The 15327-nt window shown below is 60.9% G+C and carries 21 protein-coding genes; 20 read left to right on the top strand and 1 reads right to left on the bottom strand.

Going from position 1 to position 15327, the window contains the following annotated elements; all coding sequences use genetic code 11:
* Nucleotides 1-61 precede the first annotated feature (61 nt).
* From ACVOLI_RS02900 to ACVOLI_RS02805, 20 genes are all read left to right on the top strand, one after another.
* On the top strand, nt 62-985 hold the full coding sequence (locus tag ACVOLI_RS02900) for a LysR family transcriptional regulator (protein WP_481533451.1): 924 nt from the start codon (nt 62-64) through the stop codon (nt 983-985).
* A 304-nt stretch (nt 986-1289) separates the two neighbouring features.
* On the top strand, nt 1290-1502 hold the full coding sequence (locus ACVOLI_RS02895; protein ID WP_481533450.1) for a hypothetical protein: 213 nt from the start codon (nt 1290-1292) through the stop codon (nt 1500-1502).
* Between the two features lie 107 nt (nt 1503-1609).
* Nucleotides 1610-1939 (top strand): hypothetical protein, encoded by a 330-nt coding sequence (locus ACVOLI_RS02890; protein ID WP_481533449.1) that lies wholly within the window; start codon nt 1610-1612, stop codon nt 1937-1939.
* Between the two features lie 905 nt (nt 1940-2844).
* A complete protein-coding gene (locus ACVOLI_RS02885; RefSeq protein WP_481533448.1) occupies nt 2845-3198 on the top strand; it encodes a DUF6794 domain-containing protein in 354 nt (117 codons plus the stop codon).
* 409 nt (nt 3199-3607) lie between these two features.
* Nucleotides 3608-4066, top strand: coding sequence for a hypothetical protein (locus tag ACVOLI_RS02880; RefSeq protein ID WP_481533447.1), 459 nt, complete (start codon nt 3608-3610; stop codon nt 4064-4066).
* Between the two features lie 57 nt (nt 4067-4123).
* The gene (locus tag ACVOLI_RS02875; protein WP_481533446.1) at nt 4124-4396 is read left to right on the top strand and encodes a hypothetical protein; all 273 of its coding nucleotides are present in this window, start codon (nt 4124-4126) and stop codon (nt 4394-4396) included.
* Between the two features lie 169 nt (nt 4397-4565).
* Nucleotides 4566-5006 (top strand): hypothetical protein, encoded by a 441-nt coding sequence (locus ACVOLI_RS02870; RefSeq protein WP_481533445.1) that lies wholly within the window; start codon nt 4566-4568, stop codon nt 5004-5006.
* A 231-nt stretch (nt 5007-5237) separates the two neighbouring features.
* Nucleotides 5238-6410, top strand: coding sequence for a serine hydrolase domain-containing protein (locus ACVOLI_RS02865; protein WP_481533444.1), 1173 nt, complete (start codon nt 5238-5240; stop codon nt 6408-6410).
* Between the two features lie 183 nt (nt 6411-6593).
* The gene (locus ACVOLI_RS02860) at nt 6594-7604 is read left to right on the top strand and encodes an alpha/beta hydrolase (protein ID WP_481533443.1); all 1011 of its coding nucleotides are present in this window, start codon (nt 6594-6596) and stop codon (nt 7602-7604) included.
* Between the two features lie 131 nt (nt 7605-7735).
* Complete coding sequence (locus ACVOLI_RS02855) at nt 7736-8569, top strand: trypsin-like serine protease (RefSeq protein ID WP_481533442.1); 834 nt, start codon at nt 7736-7738, stop codon at nt 8567-8569.
* 234 nt (nt 8570-8803) lie between these two features.
* On the top strand, nt 8804-9106 hold the full coding sequence (locus ACVOLI_RS02850) for a hypothetical protein (protein WP_296249694.1): 303 nt from the start codon (nt 8804-8806) through the stop codon (nt 9104-9106).
* Between the two features lie 220 nt (nt 9107-9326).
* Nucleotides 9327-9833 (top strand): hypothetical protein, encoded by a 507-nt coding sequence (locus ACVOLI_RS02845; protein WP_481533441.1) that lies wholly within the window; start codon nt 9327-9329, stop codon nt 9831-9833.
* A gap of 208 nt (nt 9834-10041) precedes the next feature.
* A complete protein-coding gene (locus ACVOLI_RS02840; RefSeq protein ID WP_481533440.1) occupies nt 10042-10548 on the top strand; it encodes a GNAT family N-acetyltransferase in 507 nt (168 codons plus the stop codon).
* Between the two features lie 210 nt (nt 10549-10758).
* On the top strand, nt 10759-11151 hold the full coding sequence (locus ACVOLI_RS02835) for a hypothetical protein (RefSeq protein WP_481533439.1): 393 nt from the start codon (nt 10759-10761) through the stop codon (nt 11149-11151).
* A 74-nt stretch (nt 11152-11225) separates the two neighbouring features.
* Nucleotides 11226-11615 (top strand): lysozyme inhibitor LprI family protein, encoded by a 390-nt coding sequence (locus tag ACVOLI_RS02830; protein WP_296249702.1) that lies wholly within the window; start codon nt 11226-11228, stop codon nt 11613-11615.
* 202 nt (nt 11616-11817) lie between these two features.
* Nucleotides 11818-12087: a DUF2798 domain-containing protein gene (locus tag ACVOLI_RS02825; protein WP_481533438.1), complete on the top strand. Its 270-nt coding sequence runs from the start codon at nt 11818-11820 to the stop codon at nt 12085-12087.
* A 122-nt stretch (nt 12088-12209) separates the two neighbouring features.
* The gene (locus ACVOLI_RS02820; protein ID WP_481533437.1) at nt 12210-12593 is read left to right on the top strand and encodes a YbjQ family protein; all 384 of its coding nucleotides are present in this window, start codon (nt 12210-12212) and stop codon (nt 12591-12593) included.
* A 111-nt stretch (nt 12594-12704) separates the two neighbouring features.
* Entirely contained in the window at nt 12705-13124 is a 420-nt protein-coding gene (locus ACVOLI_RS02815; protein WP_481533436.1) for a hypothetical protein, read from the top strand.
* 28 nt (nt 13125-13152) lie between these two features.
* Nucleotides 13153-13485, top strand: coding sequence for a low molecular weight protein tyrosine phosphatase family protein (locus ACVOLI_RS02810; RefSeq protein ID WP_481533435.1), 333 nt, complete (start codon nt 13153-13155; stop codon nt 13483-13485).
* 215 nt (nt 13486-13700) lie between these two features.
* Entirely contained in the window at nt 13701-14363 is a 663-nt protein-coding gene (locus ACVOLI_RS02805) for a Pr6Pr family membrane protein (protein ID WP_481533434.1), read from the top strand.
* Between the two features lie 33 nt (nt 14364-14396).
* On the opposite strand, the gene ACVOLI_RS02800 is transcribed toward ACVOLI_RS02805, so the two are convergent.
* Nucleotides 14397-15071 carry a DUF2306 domain-containing protein gene (locus tag ACVOLI_RS02800; protein ID WP_481533433.1) on the bottom strand — a complete coding sequence of 225 codons (675 nt, stop codon included), beginning with the start codon at nt 15069-15071 and terminating at the stop codon, nt 14397-14399.
* Nucleotides 15072-15327 lie beyond the last annotated feature (256 nt).

The raw sequence follows: 15327 nt of genomic DNA, 5'->3' as shown, positions 1-15327 counted from the left end.
CCGATTACCGCCAACCAATTCGAGTACGATCCACAACCATTGGTTGTTACCTCGTACCGCCATGGACCTCCGCCAGCTTCGCTACTTCCTGTCCGTGGTCGAACACGGCAGCTTTACCCGCGCCGCCGCGGCCACCGGCCGCACCCAGCAGGCCCTGAGCAAGGGCATCCAGGCACTGGAGCAACAACTGGGCGCCCGTTTGTTCGAACGCGGCAGCCGCGAGGCCAGGCTCACCGACGTCGGCCGCCTGCTGATGGAACACGCCCAGCCTGCCCACGACGCCGTGCGCCGCTTCGAGGACCGCCTGCACGAGCTGCAGACCGGCGCCGAAGGGCAAGTCCGCATCGGCACTGGCCCCAGCACCGCCGGCTCGCTGGTAGCACCGGCGGTGCTGGCGCTGCGCCGGCATTGGCCAAAGATCGGCATCCACGTCAGCAGCGGCATCCTGCCTGAACTGCTGCCCAGCCTGCTGGCGCGCGAACTCGATGCGGTAGTCACCCTGCACACCTTTGGCGATGGCGACCCCGACCCGCGCATCAAGAGCGAAGTGCTGATGCACGACGAGTACCGCGTACTCGCCAGCGTGCGTCACCCGCTGGCGCGGCAACGCGCCATCACGCCGGCGCAGCTGTTGGAGCAGGCATGGATTTTCGGCCGTCGCCTCGGCGCGGTGGAGGGCGCATTCCGCCAGCGCTTCCATGAAGCAGGGCTGGAGCCCCCGCTCAACACGATGGAAAGTGGTTCCCCGGAATTCATGCGCGCGATGATTCGTGACGGCGGCTATCTCACGTTGTTGCCCAGCCGTCTGGCGCAGGCAGAGCTCCTTGCCGGACAGTGGGTGAAACTGGATGCACCAGGGTTTGCGTGGCAACGGCCGGTGATGGTTTACACGCGTGACGGCGAGCCGCAAAACGCGCCGCTGGCGAGATTCCTACAAGCGCTGCGGAATGCGGCGGAGTTGGCGCGGGTGCGGGAAGTGGAGTAAGGGCTTGAGCAAGCGTGGCGGAGCACTGGGTCAACTCCGTATTCGTCACGCGGCCTGGATGGACCGACGGAAGCATCATCGCGATCACGGCATTCCAAGCGCCAATACGCCCGACGGGAAAGGGATGTATTCGATATCACCGTGAACAAACGATCCTAAACTGGGAGGGATGAGGTGATCGCAAGCCGCGCCGCATATTGCAAGCCATTGTTTATACGGAAAATCATTCCCGTTTCAAAGCGGCCCGAAAGTGCGCATACTGAGCTTTACACCGCTTTTAGGCGGTCTACTAAGAGTTAGGCGCATGACTATTGATGCTCTTCTGCCCGAGATTGATGCCGCAAGGCGCCGCGGCGCCATGGTTATTCTCAAGTGGGACGGAGAGAGGAGCCGGAACGTCTCTACAGTCCTCATCACTCATCAAGAGAGCGATTTCGTCTGGCGCAAGGACAGCGACAATGTGGTTGCTGCATTGCATGAGGCAATTACTGCGTTCGACGCCCACTGCCCGCCTTAAGCATTCCACGTATCTTAAAATGGCTTCGGCTGGTTATGGCAGGGCCTAACAGTTCATTCAAGCCGAACCCGCTGCGCGGGTCGGCTTAATTCCAGAGTTAGGCCTTGATGGAAGCTTTACTGCCAGCTGTCTTTCTCCTATCAGGCTTGGTCGCACTCCCGGCCTTCGCCATGACCGCCTACTACTCGCGCACCTTCAACCGCTATTTGCGAATCACTCATCCAGACATCTGGACTAAGATCGCTCCTGATCCAGCGACAGAGCCATCGGCTTCTGCTCCAGACGTTTTGTTCATAACAAAGCGTAAGTACAGAGCTATTGGCGACCCAAAACTCAACGCCCTGGGTGATCTGTGCTTCCGGTCAGGCTACTGGGCTGCCTCTGCATTTCTCGTGTTTGTTCTTTCTGGCGTCGCCTGTGCCACACTCAAGACCTAACAGTTCATTCAAGCCCAACCCGCTACGCGGGTCGGCTCAGTTCCGGAGTTAGGTGGCATGGGAAAGACTGCCCGCAACTGGATCGAACACACTGCGGACTGGCGCGATGAGCCGATGGCCTACTGGGTTCACTTTGAGCTTGGCGGTGCCGCGTGGCGCGCGTCCGAGTCGTACAGCCCGCCGGCCCCAAGAGCCGAGGGTCGCAACGGCTATCCGGTACTTTGTGTCGAGTCGCAAGGTTTTGTCTTCCGCTTCTCTTCCGCAGCACAGCTTGCGGAGTGTGTAGATATCCTTGGGCGTAAGCCCCTCCCGACATCGCGCCGGCTATCCGCCATTCGTGGTGGTGGGCATGGCCCCAATAGTCACTGGCTTAGTCGGTTGCCCGGCCACATCAAGTCCTCCAAGACTCGACAACATGCCGTGGAGGATCTCCGCTCAGTTATCTCTGCCATGGCACCTAACAATGCATTCAAGCCCAACCCGCTTCGCGGCGCGGCTTGACTCAAGCATTAGACCATGGGGGCGAGGCTTATGGGGCCACAAGAGATTCTCGCAATTGCTGCAACGCTGGGGCTGCTGATCGCGCTGTCAGGCTGCTGGGTCATGATGCGATCTCTTCGCACCAGGCCCAGTCGGCTGCTCTTCACTTCCGTGGTTGCCCTCATCTTGTGGGCCTTCCTCTCTGACACGGTCTACAGAGCAGTCTTCTACTATTCCGATCTCTCCGAACCAAAGCCTTGGCAAAACTGGTTTTACCTGTCGTTGGAGATAGTGGTACCGGCGTTCCTGATCCTCTGCGCATCCACCTGCTTCTGGTTGGTGGCTCGGTCGCTGCCCCGGCACAACAATTCAACCAAGCCAACGTCGCTTCGCGACAACGCAGAACTCCAGAGTGAGCCCTGATTATGAAGCTCTTCACCGCATTCCTGCTTTCGCTGGCTTTCTGCGGCTCTTCGTTCGCTCAAGAGAAGGAAGCGGAACTTCTTGGACCCGACAATTGGCCGACTACCGTGAGCGCGACTGTCGCCGACCTTCTTTCCACTCTCTCTGCAGCGGACAGGGAGGCCATTCGCAGTACAAAGAAGGACGACCTCATTCGATATCACCATGGATGGGGTACAGGCATCAGGAATCACTACGGGCTCTGGCGCGGGAATCAAGCGCTCATTCAGGATGCGTGCCATGAGCCATGCCACCCGGATACTGCATCAAACCGAATTATTGAGGCTGTTTGGCAGGCCCTTCAAGATGAGGGCTAGCCGTTCATCCCAGCCAACGCCGCCAAGCGATTCGGCCTGACTCCGGAGTCGAGCCAACGTGAAAGCTCTCGCACGACGAGGAGACGGCGCACTGGTCGCGATTGGCGCGGCCGTCTGCCTTGTGGGGCTATGGCTTTGGTGGTTCGCCAGCCCTTCGCCCCACCGCTACATCGAGCTGGTTGTTGCCCTACCAACGACGTGCATCGGTCTTATGATCATTGGCGCTACCATCGCCAGCAGTCATCGTCCAGCTGGAGGATTCTGGTTCTGGCTGGGGCTTTGTACATTGATTCTAGCCGCGCTTCCGCTTCTTGGGCTTGTTGCCCTCCTTGTAATCGGAACCGTAGCCTGACGATTGATTCAAGCCGACGTCGTTACACGATTCGGCATAACGACGGAGCGGGGTGTCATGTTCAAATGGCTTTGGCAACTCTGGCAAGGCCCTGTTGTAGCGACAGCGGTCCACCCGATTTTCGGTACCATGGAACTCACCAGGATTCGCGGGGAAGAGTCATGGGATGCGGATTGCGTTCCTTTTGCAGGTCGCACTATTTCCGTCTACGTCAACACCATCAACTCCGAAGCCCCTTCGAAGAAACAGATTGCGTTCTTCCACAGAGCAAGCAACGACGAGACCGCCTTGTTCCAGCAGTCAGCATCCGTGCTGGTTCCGGCATATGAGAGGATCTACGGACCGCTTCCTGGCGCTTTGGGCGACACATTTGAGTTCGTTGGCCTTGGGGTTCCGCTTGATGCCGATCCAAACAACCCATGGCTGCTTCAGTTTGAAACAGTTGGCGGTCGATACGCTCTATTTACCATTCATTTCAAAGATGGCGTAGCTGAGCGCTACGATCATGACACCTGACAAGGTGTCCGGGCGGCGCTCGCTTCGCAGATCGGCTCGATTCCGGAGCAAGTCCTTATGTGGCAACGCCGGCAGCTTAGACAAACCATCATCAGCACCGGCTGCGTGGGCGCCTTGTTTGGCGTCCTGCCCGTCCTTGCCCTGCTGGCGTCCAGCTTGGAGCACCAGCACCATTCAAACCATTCCCGGCCACTGATAGCTCAAGCGCTGGAGCTTGGGCTTCTGTTCTTTGGCTGCATCCTGTTCTGCGTCATCATGTTTGGCCTGCTTCCAATGGCCGTGCAGTATTGCTTTGTTTGGATGGTGCGCCGCTGGACAGGGCGCGCTTGACAGTTCATTCGAGCCGAAGCCGACGCGCGGCGGCGCTTGCCAGGATCGGCGACCCGTCGCTCAAGTCACTGGCGGCGGAATGTGCCATGCACGTTCGTCTTCCGGATGGGTCCTGACAATTCGTTCAAGCCGGCGTCATCGCGCGGCGCAGCTGAGTCCAAGGTGTCAGATGCCAACAACAACCACACATCGCAACCCTGCCTGCTCACCTCGCACACGGTTCTGGCTGGCCTGCCTTTCAGCGCCCTTGCCTGCGCTTGCCGCTGCGTTCCTGGCACCCATCGCGGCCATTCCGCTGCTTGTTGCATGTTGGTTATTGGCGCTGCACTGGGTTCTGGCAGCCCATTCGCCTTCCAACCGGATCGCTGACATACCCATCGGCCGCCTGGTTCTGGTTGCCCTTGGCCTGACGACTGGCATCGCCATTTCCGGGGCGATTGCCGCCGCCATTTCAGCTCCGCTGATTCTGCATGGCAGATACCAGTACCGACATGGCGCGAAACAACTCCTCATCACCGAAATCGATTCGCATGCGGTATCGACAACTACGAGCAATTCCATTTCTGTAAACGTCGCCGTCCCCAGCGATGAGTCCGCCTGGCGCATATGACTGCATCTGCAGCCCAGGGAAGTCACCGCCGTTCCGGCGCACTGAAGGATCTGGCCGGGCAGATTCGTGGACTCTTTCTTCACTGGCTCGACCCTTCAATACCTCCAGTGCTCCCACAAGTGCCCTCCCAGTTCAAGTGCTGGAACCACTACGGCGTTGCGGCGGGTATTCGGCTACTTTATGAGTCCTTCCCTATCCCACTTCAAGCGCCGACGCATGCAAGCGACTTCGATGGCTTTTCGAAACAGGTGGTGCTTCTACTTCTTCGTACTGTCAGCGGCACTCCTTGGCGCGAGCTGCAAGGGCGAGCCGGCTCCCGCGAAGGGTCTGGAGGCAGACATCGAAGAAGTCGCTGCAACGCTCATCGAGCAGCCTTTGCTGCACTCGACCTCAATCGCAGTCGTGCACCGGGGCAAGGAGTTCACTCATCACCGCGGTGACATGGTTGCCGGCACCCCTGGGGTACCGAGCGATGCGACGCTCTACGAAATCGGCTCATTGAGCAAGACGCTGGCGGGAACCTTGGCCGCGAATGCCGTCCTGGAGCACAGGATCAGCCTGGATGACGATATCCGGAAATATCTGCAAGACGACTATCCCAACCTGCAATACCACGGCGAGCCGATCCGCATCCGCCATCTGCTGTCGCATACCAGTGGCCTGCCGAACATGCTGCCGGAGCGCGCCAATACCGTACTGGCCGACTTCACCGACCGGCGTACGCCCGCTGAGCTCAATGCCATCTACGCCAGCTACGGAAAGGGCGAATTCTTCAAGGACCTGCATGCGGTCGAGATTGGCCGAGCGCCCGGAAAGGAGTACGCATATTCCAGCACCGGGACCGAACTGGTGGCGCACGTACTGGAAGTGGCTTACAAGAGCGACTACGAGTCACTTCTGCGTGGGTTCCTGCGAGATTCCATGGCGATGACGGATACCAGGATCCGCCTTGGCGATGCTGACGCGACACGGCTTGCAGTTGGCTATCACAGTGACAATCCGCTACCGACCACGGCAATGCCCCAGCTGCCCTGGGGTGCGTCCGGAAACGTGAAAGCAACAGTTCCGGAGATGGTGAAATACCTGAGATTCCAACTCGCCAATGGACCGGTCGTGGAGGAATCCCATCGCACACTGGTGAACTTCGATCCCGAATTCGGCATCGGCTATTTCTGGAACATCGTCAGCGGCGACCGCTTGAAAGGCAGGTACTATGCACATCATGGTGGCGTGCCCCGCTCACAGTGCTATGTCTACATCATCCCGAAGTACGACCTTGGCATCTTCATCATCACCAACCAGAGTGGCGACCATACCGCACGGGCCATGGAGGCGGCGGTCGACACGCTGGTCGAGCGCATCGCGGCTTTGGAGCAGGCCGCTGACCAAGGCCATTCCCGGTAGTGTGCACGGCCGCGGGCCATCATCCAGTCACAAATGGAGAGGTATGCCCAGCATCTTGAACACGTCGAACCTGCTTCGCCAGCCAACGGCATGACAGGTCAGACCGATCCGCTACAGGGCACCACAACTCCAGAGGCTGGTACTGCTCAACCACCTGCAAACCCGCAGCCGTAGGACACGCACATGCTTCCTTCAGCAGTTACCTTGTTGAGTGCCGCGCTTCTGTTGATCTCAGCTTGTTCAGCCCTCGCCTCGGACAACCAGTACCCTCCACGTAGCCCGGCACCCGCCTCGCAGCCGGCAGGCGCGCACAACCCGGGCTCTTCCGCTGTCAGCTATCGGCTGGAGGTGCCGCTATGGCCCGAGGGCTCCCAGGTTCTTCTGGACGGCATCAATGCACTCGCCCACGAGAAGTGGGCGTTGACTCATCCGACATATCTCGTCTATTCACCGAAGATCAACTCCTCGCGTTCCGCCATCCTCGTCTTTCCGGGTGGCGGCTACAAAGCCTTGGCGATAGGCCCCAACAGCACGCTTGGGCCGCAAGGCGCTGATGTCTGCAAATGGCTGACCGATTCGGGCATCACCTGCATCCTGGTGAAATATCGCGTCCCCAACACTGGATGCAATTGGAACAGCGAGACCAGAAGGCACGAGCAACCCGAAATCCCAATGGCGTTGCAGGACGCTCAGAGGGCGATCGCTCTTGTTCGTTACAACGCGGGTGCGTACGCCATCGACCCCGACAAGATCGGCGTCATGGGGTTCTCTGCAGGAGGGAACCTGGCGGTCTTGGCATCCACAGCCTTCCGACATCGAACCTACGAGCCAATCGATGCAGTCGACCAGATGAGCAGCCGCCCTGATTTCGCGATTCCGGTTTATCCGGGACACCTGACCATGGAGCACAAGAACAAGACTCCCAAGTCAGTCGCAGCAGGAGAGCTGAACACCGACATTCACATTTCCAGCGACGTGCCACCAACCCTGCTCATACACGCCGAGGATGATGCAGTCGATCCGGCCTACTATTCGCGCGTGTACGAGGAACCGCTGAGGAAGGCTGGCGTAAACGTAGAGCTCAAGCTGTATGCAACCGGCGGACATGCCTTTGGCGTCAAGCGGCAAGGAACAGATACCGATCAATGGACCGATGACGCACTTCGTTGGCTCGACAGGCTCGGAATGCCATAGCGCGTCATCAGAGATGAATCCTTTCACCGGGCAACGCCCGGAAAACCCATGCAAGCCAATACTGCCTTGCTACCCATTCGTTTCAGGTACCGGCCCCAACAGCGACAGGGACTACCGACCAAAGGATGCTCATGAAATCCCTCGCAGGCCTGCTGTTCGCATTACTCCTCACACTGTCCTCGACTGCTGATGCCATCGTCATCCGCCACGATGTTGATGACGCCAAGTACCGGATTACCAGCAGCGAGTTTCCCGCGCTGGTCGACATGCCCGGCGAGGGGCATGGCAGCTTGATTGCTCCGCAGTGGGCGGTCACGGCTGCACATACCCTGCCCCGGCATGCTGAGCTCAAGCAGGTGACGATCAACGGGCTGCCGCGCGAGGTGGAGCGCGTCATCATCCACCCGGGTTACAGAACACTGCCGCAGACGCTGATCGATCAAGCCACAGCCAGCGGTGAGGCGATGTTGATCGTGGTGTTCCTTGCCTCATCGGATGACATCGCGCTGATCAAGCTGCGCCAGCCTGTTACCGATGTCGCATCGGTGGCCGCCTACAAGCGTGACGATGAGGCTGGCCAGACCATCAAGCTGATCGGCAAAGGGGCCACCGGCACCGGTGACATCGGGCACGACCCCAGCGGCCCCAACCGCACGGAGCTGCGGCGTGCATTCAACACGGTCAGCAGTGCGTACGACCGTTGGCTCTGCTATGTGTTCGATGCACCACCTTCGGCCCTGCCGCTTGAGGGTGTACTCGGGAACGGGGACAGCGGTGGCCCGGCATTGATCCAGAGCGGCAATCAGTGGTTGCTCGCCGGGCTGGGCTCCTGGAAGGTTGTGCAGGGCAACGTGCTGACCGCACGGCCCGGACGCTACGGCCAGGTTGCCTGCAATGTCCGCATCAGCCATTACGCGGATTGGATCGACGGTGTCATCTCGGAGCAGACCCAGGACGCAAAATGAGTTTGCGCATGGTGCCAGACCTTGCATGCTGGCCCGGGCATTGGAAGGTTCCGAAAAACTGCAACCAGCTTTGTGGAAACGCGCAGCGGTTCCAGATTCGCTGACCGCGAGCGGACATAATCAGCGCCTTCCCTGTTCATGATTCGTCACGGAGCTTCAATGACAAAGGCTTGTCTCCCCCTGCTCGCCTCAGCCGTTCTTTACTTCAGCATCCCGACGGCGCAGGCGCAGCCCGTGTACAAGTGCACCGGCCCGAAGGGTGAAACCAGCTACCAGTCCATCCCCTGCCGCGAAGGCGAAACCTCGTCACGCCGGTATGCATCGCCCTCCCCGTCCAACCCGACCCAGGCCATCACTGCGGCCCCGGCCGGGCCGGGCCAACGGCGCGTGCAGGTTCGCTATACGACGACCGCTGGCAACGAAAACTGCGATGGCGCCAAGGCGATGCGCACGGCAGCGCTGGGCGCTGCAGGAGCACAGGCCACGGCCGATATGAGGGCCAGCCTGGACCAGCAGGTCAACGCCGCCTGCAGGTAAGCGCAGCGATGGCGTGTGCGGCAACGGCAGCAGGGAATTGGCAGGGGCGACGTCGATGACTGCGCAACTGATGCGCCGGGCACGCCTGGTTGCCGCCAAATTTGATTGAACCTATACGCGATACGTTCAATCATCACCCGGCTGGCCTCGGTACCGGGTCAGCCGGGGCGCCTGCTCGATCGGGCGCGCGCAGGCCCTTGTCGTCCAGGGAATCCATGCCATGCGATTCTTCAGCCAGACGCTCACGCTCACGCTCGCCCTGCTCCTGCCGCTAGGCGCGGTCGCCCAGGGCCAGGGCAGGTTGAAGGTGGACAGCTCACAGGTTGTCGGCCTGACCGCACTGCTGGAAGCGCAGCCGCGCCATCCGGAGGCGACCAGCATCCGCGCCCTGCTGCTTGAATGGGAGGACAGCACCAGGGACGTGGTGGATTACGTCTGCCCGGACGTGCTGGCGCCGGTGCCCGCAACGGGTACTCCCAATGGCCCGGAACTGCTGGCGCAGTTCATCTTTGGCAGCGCGGCCTTCCAGGTCGCCAACCCATCACAGAAGGGCGCCTTGCAGCCATCACAGCTCGCCGGCATGCGCAGCATGCTCAAGGCCTACAAGGCATTGCTGGCCACCGATCCTGCCGCACGCATTCCACGTTTCGACTCACTCGTCGCCATGGACGCCGAAGGCAGCCTCGCCGCCTACCTTGAGCCTATCGTCACCCTCGGCTGCCAGTAGTCGTAGACGGGCTGGTGAAACCCGCCAGCTGCCATTGCCGCCCGCGAACGACCCCGGGTGCGCTGCGCTTACCCGGGCTACGGCGTGCAAGGTACGCCTCCGGCTTAGCTTGAGCCTGTTGTCACGCTTGCTTGCATGCGACTGATGTCACGCCGCCCAACCGATATGCTTCCGTACCCAATCCTCCCCGCAAACGCTACCTGCTCCCATGGACATCCAGATCCGCCCGGAAACCACCGCCGACATCGCGGCCATCGAAGCAGTGACGGTCGCCGCCTTTCTGGAGGCACCGCATACCGATCACACCGAGCAATTCATCGTTGCGGCATTGCGCCGCTCCGGCCAGCTCACCGTCTCCCTGGTAGCAGAAAAATCGGGTGCGATCGTCGGCCACGTTGCGGTGTCGCCGGTGACGATCGCCGGTGAGGACGTGGGTTGGTACGGGCTTGGACCGGTATCCGTCGTGCCCGATCTGCAGGGCAAGGGCATTGGCAGCCAGCTGATCGAAGCAGCACTCGATCAGCTGCGCGTACTTGCTGCAGGCGGCTGCGTGGTGCTTGGCGAACCAAGCTACTACGCGCGTTTCGGATTCAAGGCCACTGATGCGCTCACCTTGCCAGGCGTGCCCGCCGAGTACTTCCAGGCGCTTTCGTTCGATACACGGCTGCCGCAGGGAACCGTTGCCTATCACGCCTCGTTCTCGGCGCAGGAATAACGGTATTGCACGCACCTGCGCACAACGTTTGCGGGCATGGGATCAGCACCAAGCCAGCATCACGCGCATTTGTTCTCCGCATGGCTAACGGCAGGCAATCGCAGACTCCGCGCTTGCTAGCAGTGATTTTCCTAGGCAGAGTTGCGCACGTCGAACACCCCGATCAGCAACGAACCGGCTGATCCTCCATCCACCAAAAGGAAGCCCCGGATGCGATACACCACAGCCCATCGCACTGCCCACAACATCTTGCTGCCGGAAGTGCTGCGTCGCGGCCGCCTTGCCTTGCTCGCCCTGTTGTTCACCCTTGTGCTTGCGGCCTGTGGCAAGCCGGTTCCGGCAGACAAGCAGGCTTATGTCGGCACCTGGGAATCGACCACCACCTCGCTGCTCATCGATGCCAGCGGGCGCGTCATCTACAAGCACCAACCGAGCCCGTCGGTCAGCAAATCACTGGATGCACCAATCAAGGCCTATGAAGGCAATGACTTCATCGCCGGAGTCGGCCCGTTGACCACGCGTTTCGTGGTCTCCGTGCCGCCGCATCAAGTGGACGGCAGCTGGAAGATGACCGTCGATGGGCAGGAGCTCACGCGGCGCTGAGCCGATTGGCCCTTGCAGATCCGCGAAGACGATCACCACGGCAGCTGCGGCTGCCACAGCACAGGCGCTGCACGATGCGACCCAATGTAGTTTCCCTGTTGTTGCTTGCAGGCTTGGCGTGGCCCGCTGCCGCCACCCCGGTGGACCACCAGCAGGCCTATAACGACTGCCTGGCCAAGGCCGGCGGCATCAACAACGGTACCGTGGAGGCCTGCTCATCGGTGACCTCGGAGCATGCAAAAGCGGAGATGACACGCCTCTACCGTGCCATCAACAGCAAATTGCTTGCGGAGAACGCGAACGATGCAGCAAGGCTGGAGCGCGCCCAGAAGGCCTGGCTGGTGTACCGGGACCTGCACTGCGAACTCGCGGGCTCCTATGTTGGCTCGCCGATGTATTCGTTCTGCCCGATGCAACTGAACATCGACCGGGTCATTGAACTGCGCGAGCTGGCCGGGCAATGAAGCGCATTGCTTCCCCGGCGGCAACCTGGAAGCGCTTGCCAGAAGCACTATCAGCTCCTACCATCTGCGCGTCCTCGCGACTCACGCGACGGCCGTAAGCGTTCACGTCAACCAACGCGCCCATCAACTCCGGCATTGCCGGGGCTGTTCGCCCATCCATGGGCGGAAGGCGCCATTGCTTGACCGGATCCAGGAGATCACCGTGAACGCTACAAACAAGAACATCATTGCCTTCGGCATTCCCAAGCTGCCCTTGCGCTACGGCGCCTTGGTCATGCCCTTGCTGCTGTCCATCCTGATGACCTGCGTCGTCTCCCTGATCAGCACACTGAAGAGCATCGGTATGTCACCGCAGCTCGGCTCCAAGTGGCTCGCTGCCTGGGGAATCTCGTGGCTGGTCGCCTTCCCCATCCTGCTGTTGCTGTTACCGGTAGTACGCAAGGCGACGGCGGCCTTGGTGCGGTCGGCCTGACATTCCGAACTCCCGGCCCGCCCAGCGGGCCGGTTCCCATCCGTGTTGCACGGGAAGCCATGGTGCCAACCATTGGAATGCACGCATACTCAGCTCCCTGATGCACCTTGCCGGCACTCACCATGACCGACCCTTACAACACCTCCACCAGCCGCACGACACCTGCCCTGCTCAACGACGCGATGATCACCACCGCGCTGGAACTGCCGGGCTATCGCGCCGTGCGCAACCTCGGCCTGGTACGCGGCATCACTGTGCGTTCGCGTTCCATCGTTGGCAATTTCCTCGGCGGCTTGCAGACCATCTTCGGCGGCAACATCACCATCTACACGGAGCTGTGCGAACAGGCCCGCGATGAAACCTACCGCGACATGGTCGCCCACGCCCGTCAGCTTGGCGCCAATGCAATCATCGGTGTGCGCTATGACGCCACCGAGCTGATGACCGGACTCACCGAAGTGCTCTGCTACGGAACTGCCGTGGTGGTGGAAACGGATACCCGTTGATCGCGCTTTGCAGTACTCCGCACAGGCCTGCGGCGGTTGGGTCGACCACACGCTGCCAACCCCGGCTTGAACCTATCTGCGGCGCAGTCCGCACTCCACGTGAAGGATCACATGCGAACGAAATTGCTGGCCCAGCTCATCGGCTTCGTGGTGATCGTGCCGAGTACGCTGGTGGCGTTGTTCTATAGCGCGTTGGGCCTGATGTTCGCGCTGGAGTCGATCCAGCGCCAGCAACACCTGGGCAGCGCCGCGCTGGTATTGGCCTGTCTGAGTGGCGGCTGGCTCGGCATCGTCGCGTTGTGGCGTGCCTATTTCGTGCTTGGCACTGACCAGCACAGCTTCAACAGCACATTTATCTGGATGGGTTTCGGCTGTGGCAGCCTGGTTTCATTGGTCCTTATCGGGCTGGTAAATGGCTCGCTGCTTTTCCGGGGAGTGTTCTTCGGTTGGCCGTTGCTGGCGGTTGCCGTGTTCACTGCAATGCTCCTGCGCCGCGGCACTCGAGCCACCCCCCCTGCACCTTCCGCCTGAGCAGGCACCAGACTTCGAGGGAGCCGTCATGCCACGCAACGTCCTTTTCATCTGCACCCAGAATCGCTTGCGCAGTCCCACCGGAGAGCAGGTCTTCGCCAACTGGCCGGGTATTGAAACGCAGTCGGCCGGGCTGGGAAATGATGCCAATACGCCGGTGTCACCAGAGCTGCTGGCTTGGGCGGACCTGATCTTCGTGATGGAAAAAGCCCATCGCAACAAGCTGTCCAAGAAGTTCCGCGCACATCTGGATGGCAAGCGCGTCATCTGCCTGGATATACCGGATGACTACGACTACATGGATCCCATCTTGGTGCAGCTGCTCAAGCACAAGGTGACGCGGTTCCTGCCGGTGGGCTGAGTGGCACTGCGGCTGGCCAAGAAGGAGCATCCGCTTCGGAGTTTTCCGCGCCCCCGGCGGCAGTGGTGCTTGGGTCGCCCTCTCCCCAACCCATCTCCCGTGCAGGGAGATGGGCTTTCAGCAGCGGCTGACCGCCGAGCCAGCTTGCTTGCGGGCTGAATGCTCGTACTGCGCTACTCTTCCTACCCGGGCAGTTGAACTCCTTCGGAGAGCAGATGCAGACCAAGCCTCACCCGCTCGACAGGAAGATGCTGGCAGCACTGGCAGTCGTCGCATGGTCGGCGCTGCTGCTGCAGCTCTACCTGTCCATTGAATTGGCGTTTTCCAATGGCCGTGGTGCCCTCCATGGAACGCTTGCCTTCCTCGCCTACTTCACGGTGCTTACCAATCTGTTCGTCGCGCTTTCAGCCACCTTGCCGCTGGTTGCCGGAGCCACACCTCCTGGCCGGTTCTTCGCCAAGCCCGAGGTATTGGGTTGTGCGATCACCTCGATTGTCATGGTGGGTGCGGGCTATCACCTGCTGCTGCGCAATGCCTGGAGCCCGCAGGGATTGCAGCTGCTTGCCGACTACCTGCTGCACTACGTCGTGCCACTCTGCGCACTTGCCTATTGGATGGTGTTTGCGCCACGTAACCGACTTGGCGCGCTCGCACCATTGGCATGGTGCATCTATCCGGTCGGCTACTTCATCTACGCGCTGATCCGCGGCGAGCTCACCGGCATGTATCCGTATTACTTCATCGATGTCGCCAAGCTTGGTTTTGCCAAGGTGCTGGCCAACTCAGTAGCGATGCTGCTGGGCTTCCTGCTGGTTGGCATGGCGGTGCGCTTCATCCCGGTATTGCGTGGCGCTGTCGGCTCACCCGCTGAGCCTTGAATCGCCCGTCAGTCCAACTGGCAGCAGGAAGCATCACCCCGCGGGAGCGGCCATTGACAGCGCTCGTCCCCGCCACCTCGTCCACGCACTCGACAGCACGCCTTGCAGTAGCAACGGCACCACCCAGCTGCTCCACAACAGCAGCGCGATGGCGTCCGGACTGGGCGCATGCCCGCTCGCTATCCACGCCGGCAACAGCAACCGGAACACCACTGGTGCCAGCGTGACCAGGTAGGCGCGCGTCATCCAGCGGCGATGCCATGCAACTTTGCCACGGCGGATGCTGATCATTGCCACCAAGGCCGTCAGCAACCAGGCCAGCGCAGTACCCGCAAACGCGGTGGTGATCGAGGCAGGCGCCGGCGAGGTGGCGATCAAGCCCACCGCTGCTGCACAGGCCAACAACATGCCGCTGATGTAGCAACGCCCAAACCAACGGTGCAGGCGCGGCCAGGCACGCGGCCAGCGGGTGAGGAACTGCAGCGGCCCGAGCACGATGCCCAGCACACCACCGGTTATATGCAGCCACAACCAGCCGCGCCGCGACCAGTACATGGTGTAGTGCTCGGGGTCCAGGTGACGGTACTGGCCATGGACGGCGAGCAGGAAATGCAGGCTCAGCGCGGCCAAGGCCAGCCACAGCAATGCCCAGGCCAGGCGTTGCAGGGGAGCACGACGTTCAACCTCTGCATGAAGCGCGTCGGACATCTTGACCTCGGGCTCGCGGGCGTCGGCCAAAGCATACAAGGCGCCGCCAGCATGCTGCAGGTGACCCGGCACATGGTCTGATTCAGCCGGGTGACGCCGCGCAGACACGGCCTTTTGACGAAACCTGACTGCCCGAACAGTTGCAAACTGCGAATCATTCGCATTTAATTTCCCACTAACATCGCCGCCCGCTTGAGCGCAGTTATCACCCGCAACGGAAGCGGGACCGCCCCGCCCGTGGTCAATCCGTTATCTA

The organism is Stenotrophomonas sp. STEN029 (assembly GCF_056760015.1).
Note: the sequence above shows the minus strand (reverse complement) of the source record. Positions and strands in the feature narration are given on the sequence as shown.